Origin of the sequence: Paraburkholderia sp., assembly GCF_035656215.1 — a bacterium.
GTDB lineage: Bacteria > Pseudomonadota > Gammaproteobacteria > Burkholderiales > Burkholderiaceae > Paraburkholderia.
In genome coordinates, this window is record NZ_DASRSY010000182.1 from 1 (window position 1) to 11100 (window position 11100).

At 62.0% G+C, this 11100-nt stretch carries 9 protein-coding genes and 1 pseudogene; 9 read left to right on the plus strand and 1 reads right to left on the minus strand.

From position 1 onward, the window contains the following. Nucleotides 1-1201: formylglycine-generating enzyme family protein (locus VFE81_RS10440; RefSeq protein ID WP_414695572.1), on the minus strand; the 1201-nt coding region annotated here is incomplete at its 3' end. 289 nt (nt 1202-1490) lie between these two features. Here VFE81_RS10440 and VFE81_RS10445 point away from each other — a divergent pair. The 9 genes and pseudogenes from VFE81_RS10445 to VFE81_RS10485 all read left to right on the plus strand — a co-directional run. After that, nucleotides 1491-2450 carry a MoxR family ATPase gene (locus tag VFE81_RS10445; protein ID WP_325044519.1) on the plus strand — a complete coding sequence of 320 codons (960 nt, stop codon included), beginning with the start codon at nt 1491-1493 and terminating at the stop codon, nt 2448-2450. 53 nt (nt 2451-2503) lie between these two features. Then, nucleotides 2504-3466 carry a DUF58 domain-containing protein gene (locus VFE81_RS10450; RefSeq protein WP_414695573.1) on the plus strand — a complete coding sequence of 321 codons (963 nt, stop codon included), beginning with the start codon at nt 2504-2506 and terminating at the stop codon, nt 3464-3466. Beyond that, a complete protein-coding gene (locus tag VFE81_RS10455) occupies nt 3463-3993 on the plus strand; it encodes a DUF4381 domain-containing protein (RefSeq protein WP_325044521.1) in 531 nt (176 codons plus the stop codon). The genes VFE81_RS10450 and VFE81_RS10455 overlap by 4 nt, the downstream gene beginning before the upstream one ends. Beyond that, entirely contained in the window at nt 3980-5017 is a 1038-nt protein-coding gene (locus VFE81_RS10460) for a VWA domain-containing protein (protein WP_325044522.1), read from the plus strand. The genes VFE81_RS10455 and VFE81_RS10460 overlap by 14 nt, the downstream gene beginning before the upstream one ends. Beyond that, the gene (locus VFE81_RS10465) at nt 5007-6599 is read left to right on the plus strand and encodes a vWA domain-containing protein (RefSeq protein WP_325044523.1); all 1593 of its coding nucleotides are present in this window, start codon (nt 5007-5009) and stop codon (nt 6597-6599) included. The genes VFE81_RS10460 and VFE81_RS10465 overlap by 11 nt, the downstream gene beginning before the upstream one ends. Further along, the gene (locus tag VFE81_RS10470) at nt 6596-7945 is read left to right on the plus strand and encodes a hypothetical protein (protein WP_325044524.1); all 1350 of its coding nucleotides are present in this window, start codon (nt 6596-6598) and stop codon (nt 7943-7945) included. Before VFE81_RS10465 ends, VFE81_RS10470 begins: the two co-directional genes overlap by 4 nt. Before the next feature lie 203 nt (nt 7946-8148). Then, nucleotides 8149-9399 (plus strand): amidohydrolase family protein, encoded by a 1251-nt coding sequence (locus tag VFE81_RS10475; RefSeq protein WP_325044525.1) that lies wholly within the window; start codon nt 8149-8151, stop codon nt 9397-9399. A gap of 52 nt (nt 9400-9451) precedes the next feature. Further along, a complete protein-coding gene (locus VFE81_RS10480; RefSeq protein ID WP_325044526.1) occupies nt 9452-10816 on the plus strand; it encodes an MFS transporter in 1365 nt (454 codons plus the stop codon). Between the two features lie 4 nt (nt 10817-10820). Then, nucleotides 10821-11100: pseudogene (locus VFE81_RS10485) on the plus strand (ABC transporter substrate-binding protein); the annotation flags it as partial.

Below are 11100 nucleotides of genomic sequence, written 5' to 3' on the forward strand. Positions count from 1 at the left end.
GACGGGCTAGTGGTTGCTTCCACGTGTCTTCGTCCATCACCAGCCGGAAGCCGAGATGCGACATGCTGTTGTAGGGGTCGGTGCCGCGCCGCGCGCTAGGGCGGTAGCTCAGGCAATAGGTTTCATTGCAGAGGAACGAGCCGCCGCGCGTCACGCGCTTGGGGGCGTCTACAGGTACGCCCTGGTCGGCTGGGTCCCACGAATCGCGTGGGCCGATCGGGTTGTCGATCGTGCTCGTGCTCACCGCTTCACGCCGGAACTGGTCGGCGCGATACCAGTCGGCCACCCACTGCCAGGCGTTGCCGGTCATGTCGGAGAGTCCATAGCCGTTCGCCGGAAAGGTGCCAACCGGACTCGTGCCGAGTGCCCCGCCCGCCTTCGGGCTGACCACCGGGAACGACTGCACCTGCTGACCCTGCCAGACATTGGCCATCTGCTTGCCGTTCGGCGCGAACTGATTGCCCCAGGCGTAAGTGGCCTGCTCGAGCCCGCCACGCGCGGCAAACTCCCATTCGGCTTCGGTGGGAAAGCGTTTGCCGGCCCATTTCGCATAGGTCTGCGCATCTTCGTAGGAAACCTGGACAACGGGGTGATCGTCTTTGCCGATGATGTTGCTGTCTGGCCCGGTAGGGTGACGCCAGTTCGCGCCGGGCACATAGCGCCACCACTGCGAATAGTCTTCCAGCGGCACCGGCTGGTTCGTGCCGACGAATACCATCGCGCCCGCCACCATCGCGCTGTCAGGCGGACGCGGCGTGTCCGGCGGTAACTGCACTTTCAGGGTATCCCAATCGGGCTTCTTCTCGGCGGTCGTGACATAGCCCGTGGCTTCGACGAATTTGCGGAATTCAGCATTGGTCACGTGATGACGGTCCATCCAGAAACCGTGCACGCGTACCTTGTGGGCGGGGCGCTCGTTGGGCTGCGCCTGCTTCGAGTCGCTGCCCATCAGAAACCGGCCGCCCGGAACCCAGGCCATGTCGAGTGGGCCATGCGTTCCGTCGCCGTAGACGACTTGCGGATGGGGTTGGCTATGTGAGGTGACGGCCCAACTGACTGCCGCGCCGACGCATGCAGGAAGCATGACGAGAAGCGCGCCCCACAGAAGCAGCTTGCGATAACGCACGGCGGGCGCCGGGGTTGCGGAGGGCGCGCTTTTAGAGCGGGCAGCCGTTCCCGTGCCACGTTTTCCTGAACTCATCATCCCTTCTCTCAGGCAGGTGAAGCTGCTGGCCCTTTAGCAAGCGTGACCAGTTCTCATTGGCAAAGGAGCTTGGCGATACAGAATAACGATTTATGCTGGTAGCAGGTACGCCGAATGCAGTTTGGCAAACGTCAGGTGCAGGCTAACAATTTTTCAAATACATTTCACTCTTTTTTTACTCATGGGCGAAACTTTGACGGAATAGCGCGCGTGCATTAACGTGTCTGGCGGCGAGCATTGGCATCCAGGTTAGTCCACCATTCAATGATTTGGGAAATCGAGAGCTATGCGCGAAACGATCCTGCGCTTCGAAGCGAGTGTCAACGAAGCGATAGTCGGCCAGCAAGCCGTTGTCCGGCAGGTACTCATCGCGCTACTGGCAGACGGCCACGTGCTGCTCGAAAGCCTGCCCGGACTCGCCAAAACCCGTACCGTCAAAGCCATTGCCACGCGTCTCGCGGCCACCATGAGCCGCATTCAGTTCACCCCCGACCTGTTGCCGTCCGACATCACCGGCGCCGAAACATTGCTGCAAAGCGGCACGGAACGCACGCTCAGTTTTCAACCCGGCCCAATCTTCGGCAATCTGATTCTCGCGGATGAAATTAACCGCGCGCCGGCCAAGGTTCAATCCGCATTATTGGAGGCAATGGAAGAGCGGCAGATTTCCGTAGCAGGTAAAACGCATAAGATGCCGGATCTGTTTCTTGTCATGGCAACGCAGAATCCGATCGAACAGGAAGGGACTTATCCTTTGCCTGAAGCGCAAATGGACCGTTTTCTTCTTAAAGTGCTAATTACGTATCCGTCACCGCAAAGCGAGATTGACATGTTGCGGCTGCTGCGGCGCGAAAGCAGCGAGGTCGGCGGCGCGCCCAGCGTCCTCTCACAAGATGTCATTTTCGCAGTGCGTGAAGAAATCAGGCACATCACGGTCGCTCCCGCGGTAGACGACTATATTGTGTCGCTCATCAATGCCTCCCGGCATGGCAGGGACCTCGACGCAGACCTCGGAAAATGGATCGAAATCGGCGCGAGCCCGCGCGGTTCGATCGGCCTCGACCGGGCGAGCCGCGTGCAGGCCTGGCTGCAGGATCGAAAATTCGTCACGCCCGACGATGTGCGCGCGGTCGTTCATCCGGTACTGCGGCATCGGCTGATACTTTCTTATGATGCCAATGCCGAGAACATCAATGCCGACGCCGTGGTTGACCGGCTAATCGAAAAGGTTGCCGTGCCGGCCTGACTCATGGCGCAACAAGCATCGTCGCATCGACGCGAGGGATCGCCGTGGTCATGATGTCCGAATCTGCAAACGCTGCAATGGGCCGCGTGTATGTCGACGCGGCGCATCTGGCGAAGCTCGAGTTTCATGCTCGCGGGCTAAGCTTTATCGCACCGGCGCCGGTATCGAGCGTGCTCTCAGGCAGTCACGCGTCGCGGTTGCGCGGGCGCGGGCTCAATTTCGAAGAGATTCGCGCCTACCTGCCCGGTGACGATGTCCGTCACATCGACTGGAAGGTCTCATTGCGTCTCGGCAAGCCGCAGATTCGCGCCTATACCGAAGAGCGTGACCGGCCGCTGCTGGTGGTCGTCGATCAGCGCATGAGTATGTTTTTTGGGTCGCGCCGCGCGTTCAAGTCGGTGGTGGCCGCCGAAGTGGCTGCGCTTGCTGTGTGGATGGGTTTCACAGCCGGCGACCGGGTCGGTGGCGTGCTGTTCAACGATAACCGGATCGTGCGGGTGAGACCGCTGCGCAGTCGCAGTCGGATCAAAGTCCTGTTCGGCGCACTCGCCGCGATGAATCGCGCGCTGCATGCGGATAGCGAAGCACGTACCGACTACGCTCAACTGAACTCGGCGCTCGAAGGGGTGCTGCAGTTAGCCGGTCACGACTACCTTATCTGCATCATTAGCGATTTTGCCGGCGCGAACGAACGCACGCAGCGCTTGTTGCGGCAGTTGTCGGCGCACAACGATGTTGTCGCGGCGATGATCTTCGATCCCTTGTGGCAGCACATGCCCGAACATCGCGCGCTGGTGGTCAGCGAAGGGCATCTTCAGGTGGAACTGCGTATCGAGCAGGAGCGGGTCCGTGCGCCGCTGTCGAGCCTGTTCAGTGGCCGCACCGCCGAGGTGGCGGAGTTGCTGCGCTCAAGCGGCGTACCGCTGATGGCGCTCTCGACGGCGGAGCCGACGGTCGAGCAGGTACGGCGGCTCTTCGGCCAGCGCGCGCGACCGGCCACGGGGAGCGGTCTATGAGCCGTGCATTGCTCGTTCCACCTGATTCGTCAGGACAACTCAAGCCGTTGCAGGAGCTGCCGTTGCCTGAAGCGGTGTCGTACGCACCGCATACGATCGGCTGGGCGTTCGTTGCCGTCGTGCTGCTGGCGGCACTAGGCATGGCGATCTGGTTTTGCCGACGCCGTCGCGAGAAGCAGCGCTACCGGCGGGCCGCGCTCACGGAGCTGGCGAGCATCGAAGCCAGTCTCGCGTCCACCCGAGCGGACAGTGAGCAACGCGCGAACGTGCTCGCCGCCATACCGCGCCTGATCAAGCGCACCGCGCTCGTGATCGCGCCGCGCGAGCAGGTCGCGGCGTTGACCGGCGGCGAATGGCTCGCGTTTTTGCAACGTACGCGCGGCCGCTTCGACGCCAGAAGCGGGGCGCTCCTCGCACTCGCGAGCTATGCGCCGCCCGAGGTGGTCGCCGGGATTTCCGACGGCGACGCGGCAGCGCTCATCGGCCATACACGCGACTGGATCGAACGCCATCATGTGGAAGTTTGATTTCCCGTGGCTGTTCGCGCTGCTGCCTCTGCCTCTTTTCGTGTGGTGGCTGGTGCCGGCCTATCGCACCAGGGCTTCCGCGGTGCGTATACCGTTTTTTCATGAGATGGCGCAGGCCGCCGGCGAAAAGCCTGCGCCCGGCGGCGTGCGGCTGCGCCGCAACTGGCTGCAACGTCTGCTGCTGCCATTGCTGTGGGTGTTGCTGGTGATCGCTGCGGCCAAACCGGTCTATGTCGAAGCGCCGATCGTGCGCGAAGAACCCGCGCGCGATCTGATGCTCGCCATCGACCTGTCGGGCTCGATGGCGACGCGTGATTTCGTCGATGCCGCCGGTGTTCGGATGGACCGGTTGACTGCGGTCAAACGGGTGGTGGCCGATTTCATCGCGAAGCGCAAGGGCGATCGCCTCGGCCTTGTCGTGTTCGGCGACGCCGCTTATCCGCAGGCACCCCTCACGCTCGATCACGACGCCGTGCAGGTTCTGCTCGACCAGATGCAGATCGGCATGGCGGGGCCGCGTACCGCCATTGGCGATGCGATCGGTCTGACGGTCAAGTTGATGGAAAACTCGCCGGCGCAGGAGAAGGTGCTGATCTTGCTAACTGATGGCAACGACACCAGCAGTGCCATTCCGCCCGAGCGTGCCGCCGAAATCGCCAAAGACCACAAATTAGTGATTCATACCATTGGAATAGGTGATCCGGATACGACAGGCGAGGACAAGGTCGATCTCGATGTGCTCGCGCGCATTTCAAGCATTACCGGAGGCCGTTCCTTTCGCGCACTTGGGCGGCAGCAGGACCTGGCCGACGTCTACGCCACGCTCGACAAACTCACGCCCGAGAAAGTGAAGCGCGAAATCTACCGGCCGCAGCGCGATTTCTACTGGGTGCCGGCCGGGCTGGCCGTGGCGATTTTCGCGCTCTATCACGTGCTGGCGTTGCTGATTGCGGTGCTGCGTTCGCCGCGTCGAGAGCGGCCGCCGGAACGCGTGGTCATTGCGGAGGCGCGTCGTGGAAATTGATCTGACGGCCTTCCATTTTCTGCGGCCGGGATGGTTGCTACTGCTGATTCCCGCGGTGTTGTTGCCGCTCGTCTGGTTTCGCCGCAACAGTGTGCGTGCGCGTTGGCGCAACGTCATCGATCCGCTGCTGCTGGAACATCTGATCGTTGGCGACACGAAGCGTCGCGTGATTCAGCCGGTTCACATGCTGGGTCTGCTGCTCGGCATCGGCGCGCTCGCCGCTGCGGGACCGAGCTGGCAGCAGGAGCGTCCGCCGTTCAATCAGGACAAGGCGCCGCTCGTCGTCGTACTTGAACTGGCGCATTCGATGGACGCAACCGATGTCGCGCCCACGCGGCTGGAGCGGGCCAAACAGAAGGTGCTCGACCTGGCGAGGGCGCGTAAAGGTGCGCGCACCGGGCTGGTGGTGTTCGCCTCGACGGGCCACCTCGTTGTGCCGCCCACCGAGGACCCGGCCATGCTCGAACTCTATGTGCCGGCGCTGTCGCCCTCGCTGATGCCGCGTGACGGGAAGAACGCCACCGCCGGACTCGACGCGGCCGAACGGCTTCTGGCGAATGATCCCACTGCGGGCACGATCGTCTTCATGAGCGACGGTTTCGATACGAATCAGACCGACGCTTTCGTGCAAAAGGCCAAGTCACTGCGGCATCAACTGCTGTGGCTTGCGGTCGGTACGGAAAACGGCGGCCCGATACGCGGCCCTGACGGCACGATCGCAATGGACCCCGAAGGCCACCCGCTGATGGGCACCTTCGATGCCGACGCGATCCGCAAAGTAGCGAATGAAGCCGACATTCCGCTCGCCAGCATGCGGGTGGACAATGACGACGTAGTGTGGGTCCAGCATCGTGCGCAAGCTTACCTCGCGCAGGAGGAGGAGTCGAAGATCGTGCCGCGCTGGAAAGAAACGGGCTACTGGCTCGTTGTTCCACTACTGTTGCTCGCGCTGTGGAGTTTCCGGCGCGGGTGGACCGTAAAGTGGTTGCCTGTGATGCTGATTTCGCTGGCCTTCAGCGCCATTCCCAATCACGCACAGGCCGCTGAGTGGCACTGGATCGACCTGTTCGCTACGCACGATCAGCAAGGCCGCTGGAACTTCGAACACGGTGATTACAGGGCAGCCGCACAACGCTTTGACGATCCGATGTGGAAGGGTCGCGCGCAATATCTCGCGGGCGACTATGCCGGCGCCCTGGAAAGTTTTTCGCGTCTGAAGACGGCGCAAGCGTATTTCTACATGGGCAATACGCTCGCGCATCTCGACGATTACGCCGCCGCCATCAAGGCGTACGACAACGCGCTCAAACTTCAGCCGGCGCTGCCCGAGGCCGCCTCCAATCGGGACTTCCTGCAGCGACTGCTGGCAAAAGACAAACAGGATGAAATGGACCCGGAGGAGGATCCACCCGATCAGGTGCAGACCGACAAAAAGAAAGGGCGGGGCACGTCGACCGTGATCGAGGGTGCACCGCGTCCGAGCGAAGAACTCTGGATGCGCAATCTGAATACATCGCCAGCCGTGTTTCTACAGCAGCGCTTTGAACAGGAATCCGATGCAAAGGGAGCGGGCGCGCCATGACGACGATTTTCCTGCGGCTTCTGCTCGTCATCGGGTGGCTTGGCGCGGCCTGCGTTTCAACGCCGGCGTCTGCGGATCCTGCGCCGCGGACCATGGTTCGCGCGCATCTGGAACCCGCCGGGCCGGTTGTAGCGGGCAGCGAGGTCAAGCTCGTCGTCGACCTGCTGACAACCACGTGGTTTACCGAGGCGCCGAACTGGCCGCTCTTCACCATCGCCGACGCGATTGTGAGCCTGCCGGACGAACAGGCCGACAACCTTTCTGAAGACGTCAACGGTGTGCGCTGGTTTGGCGTGAGCCGGGCCTATCGCATTGCGCCTCAGGCAGGCAAGACCTACGACATCCCGCCTTTTGCGATCACTGTCTACCCGGGAGGGATGAACACCCCGGTGCAGGTCATGACCCCCGCGCTCAAACTCGTGACGACTTTGCCGCCGGGTGCGCAGGATATGGCGGTATTCTTTCCGACTACGAAGCTCACGGCCACGCAAAAAATCGAACCGTCGAAGCAGCAGCTTCGAGTAGGCGATTCGATCACGCGCACCATCACACAGAGTGCGGCCGGCACCGAATCGATGATGATTCCGCCGGTGAGTCTGGGCGAGGTTGGCGGATTAAAGCGCTACGCCAAACCGTCCACGACCCGCAACATCGTGCAGGACCGGGTGGGACTGGTCGCGGGCGAGCGAACCGACAGCGTGAGCTACATTGCCGATCACAACGGCCGGTTCAAACTGCCGCCTGTGACGATCGAATGGTGGAACACGAGGACGCAAAAGAAAGAGACGATCGAGTTGCCGGGTGTGACGTTTTCCGCATCCACCGCGCGCGAGAAGCCTCTCTTTGAAATTCCTGCCGATGTGATGAGCCAGGGCCTTCCGCACAGAATCATCGTAATTCATAGCGGGCGGTTGATCGCCGGCTGTATGATCGTGCTGGGCCTTTTCGTGGTGGTGTGGGCACGTGGGCGCATCGCAATGTTCCTGCGGCGCGCAAAAAATCGGCTAGGCGACGCGCGAAAACAATGGCTCGAAAGCGAAGCGGTAGCGTGGCGCAGGCTATGTGCGGTTGCGCGTCAGGGCGAATGGCCGCGGACCATTCCGGCTTTGTATCGCTGGATGGACCGGAGTGGGGACTTCGGACATCCGGCGCGGCTGGAAAATCTCCCTCGCGAAGACGAACCGAAAGTTGCGGAACTGGCCGACGCTGTGACCGTGCATTTTGCCAAAGGTGTCGCGAGCGACTTTCGCTGGGCGGATGCGGAAACTGCACTGCGACGCGCCTGGAAAAAGAGAAGATTGCATCAGCAGGAAAGGGCGCCACTTCCGCCGCTCAATGAAACATGATTCGCGTGCATCGCGGCGCAGCATGACCCGTCTGCCGGAGAAACGCATGCCGCTGTGCGTCAGGTGATTGTCAGCCGACATACTCGATACGTATCAGACCAATCCTGATGAAAATCCTGGCAGCGCTTACATGCGTCAGCCTGCATACTCGAGGGGAGGCCCGAATGCCGGGCGCTGAGATCGAAACCTGAAGGAGACAACAGTTGAGCACTTTCCTCCTACGTAACGGCGCGCTTCTCGATCCTACCCGCCCTGATCTGCTAGAGGGTTTCGAAGTCCTCATCGAGGACGGCTTCGTCCGCGAAGTTTCCGACAAGCCGATAAAAAGCAGCAACGCGCGCGTCATTGACGTTAAAGGCAAAACGATCATGCCGGGCTTGATCGATCTGCATGTGCATGTCGTCGCGATCGAGTTCAACCTGCCGCGCGTCGCGACGCTACCCAATGTGCTGGTTACGCTGCGCGCCGTACCGATCATGCGCGCGATGCTGCGCCGCGGCTTCACCACCGTGCGCGACGCAGGGGGTGCCGGGTTTCCATTCAAGCAGGCGGTCGAATCAGGGCTGGTCGAAGGTCCACGCCTCTTCGTATCCGGCCGTGCGTTAAGCCAGACGGGCGGTCATGCCGATTCGCGCGCCCGCTCCGACTACATGCCGCCCGATTCGCCCTGCGGATGCTGCGTGCGCGTGGGCGCGCTGGGCCGCGTGGCGGACGGCGTCGATGAAGTGCGCCGGGCCGTGCGCGAGGAACTGCAGATGGGCGCCGACCAGATCAAGATCATGGCGTCGGGCGGTGTTGCTTCACCGACCGATCCGGTTGGCGCGTTCGGTTACTCCGAAGATGAGATCCGCGCCATCGTCGCTGAAGCCCAGGGGCGCGGTACCTATGTGCTAGCGCATGCCTATACGCCTGCGGCGATCGCGCGCGCGGTGCGCTGTGGCGTGCGCACGATCGAACACGGCAATCTGATTGACGATGAGACCGCCCGTCTCGTCGCGGAGCACGGTGCGTATGTCGTGCCAACCCTTGTCACGTACGACGCCCTTGCGAGCGAAGGCGAGAAATATGGGCTGCCGCCGGCAAGCATTGCCAAGATCGCGGACGTGCATGGCGCCGGCATGCACTCGATCGAAGTCATGAAGCGCGCCGGGGTCAAGATGGGCTTCGGCACGGATTTGCTCGGCGAGGCGCAGCGTCTGCAAAGCGATGAGTTCCGGATTCTGGCCGAAGTCCTGTCACCGGCCGAGGTGATCGCGAGCGCCACGCTCGTGGGTGCGGAAGTGCTCGGTATGCAGGACAAGCTCGGCAGAATCATGCCGGGTGCTCATGCCGATGTGCTGGTGGTCGATGGCAATCCGCTGAAGTCCGTCGATTGCCTGTTAGGTCAGGGCGAGCATATTCCGCTCGTGATGAAAGACGGCCGAATCTTCGTCAACGAGCTCGAGAGCGTTTGACCGTATCACCCCTGCGTCCCCAGCGTCCCGCCGTCCCTATCGGAGCCTGTTCATGTCGATGATCGCCGCCCGCATCGAGCGTCTGCCGTTTTCAGGTTTTCACCGCCGTCTGCTGTTGATGGGCGGCCTCGGCTATACCTTCGATGCGATGGACGCCGCCGTGCTCGCTTTCCTGCTGCCGGTGTTGCGCACGCAATGGGGGCTGACGAGTGTACAGACCGGCGTGCTGGGAAGCGGCACGTTCATCGGTTATTTCGCAGGCGCGATGCTTGCAGGCATGCTCGGCGATATCATCGGCCGGCGCAAGGTCATGATGTATGCGCTCGTGATTTACTGCATAGCGTCGCTTGCCAGCGCGCTCGCGAATGATTGGGGATTTTTTCTTGCGACGCGTATTGTCGCCGGGTTGGGGACGGGCGCGGAAAGCGCCATCGTCGCGCCGTTTCTTTCGGAGTTCGTGGCGCGGCGGTATCGCGGGAGTTTCACCGGCAGCCTTGCGGGCTTTTTCTCCTTCGGCTTTGTGGCGGCCGCACTGCTCGGCTACCTGGTAATTCCGCTCGCACCCAATGCATGGCGCGCAGTCATGGTCATCACTGCGCTGCCCATTCTGATGCTGCTCTGGTGGCGCCGCGCGTTGCCCGAATCGCCGCGCTGGCTCGAGGCACGCGACCGGCACGCGGAGGCCGATGCGATCGTGTCGCGGATGGAGGCGGAGGTAACTCGAGCCGGCGTGCAGTTGGAGCCGCTGCCACCCGTGCGCGACGGAACCGTTCCGCTCGCAGCCGGACGGGCCTCGATCGTCGCCAACGTCAAGGCGTTGTGGTCGGCGAAGCTTGCGCGCATCACGGCCATGACGTGGCTGATGTGGCTCTCCATCACGTTCAGCTACTACGCGTTTTTCACGTGGATTCCCGGCTTGCTGGTTCAGAACGGGATGACGATCACGCGAAGCTTTTCGTATTCGCTCGTGATTTACTGTGCACAGATCCCGGGATACTTTTCAGGCGCGTGGCTCAACGAGAAGATCGGCCGGCAGGCGACGATCGCGTCATACATGATATTGGGCGGCGTATCGGCACTTGGGCTTGCGTTGACGCGTACGGATGCAGGCATCATGGCGTCGGGAATCCTGCTGTCGTTCTTCATGAACGGCACCTATGCCGGCGTTTATGCTTATACCCCGGAGGTCTTTCCCACCGACGTGCGCGCAACGGGTACGGGGCTCGCTTCGTCAATTGGCCGGCTGGGCGCGATTGCCGCGCCTATCCTCGTTGGGTATGTCTACCCGAAGCTAGGCTTTGCCGGGGTGTTCGGTGCGACGACGCTTGTGCTGCTAATTGGTGCGCTGGCCGTGGTACTCATGGGAGTGCCGACGCGCGGAAGATCGCTGGAGGACATTGCGGCAGGGCAAATCTGATCGCTTCACGAAACCGTATGTGTTGATTGAAGGCTTTTATCTCGTTCGCGACACGTCGCCGATCACCGCCAACGAGCAGGTCGATCAACCCGGCGTGACGGTCGCGGTCGGCAAAGGCAGCGCCTACGATCTGTTCCTGACGCGAGAACTGCATCGCGCGACGATCGTCCGGATTCCGACTTCGCCGGCGGTGGTGCAGGGCTTTCTGGATCAGCATCTGGACGTGGCCGCAGGCGTCAAACAGCAACTGGAAAAAGATGCGGTCAAAGCGGGCGGATTGCGGT

Excerpts from the sequence above, each read along its gene's own strand:
- VFE81_RS10445 (WP_325044519.1), top strand. The coding sequence starts at position 1,491 with ATGCGCGAAACGATCCTGCGCTTCGAAGCGAGTGTCAACGAAGCGATA.
- VFE81_RS10450 (WP_414695573.1), top strand. The coding sequence starts at position 2,504 with ATGTCCGAATCTGCAAACGCTGCAATGGGCCGCGTGTATGTCGACGCG.
- VFE81_RS10455 (WP_325044521.1), top strand. The coding sequence starts at position 3,463 with ATGAGCCGTGCATTGCTCGTTCCACCTGATTCGTCAGGACAACTCAAG.
- VFE81_RS10460 (WP_325044522.1), top strand. The coding sequence starts at position 3,980 with ATGTGGAAGTTTGATTTCCCGTGGCTGTTCGCGCTGCTGCCTCTGCCT.
- VFE81_RS10470 (WP_325044524.1), top strand. The coding sequence starts at position 6,596 with ATGACGACGATTTTCCTGCGGCTTCTGCTCGTCATCGGGTGGCTTGGC.
- VFE81_RS10480 (WP_325044526.1), top strand. The coding sequence starts at position 9,452 with ATGTCGATGATCGCCGCCCGCATCGAGCGTCTGCCGTTTTCAGGTTTT.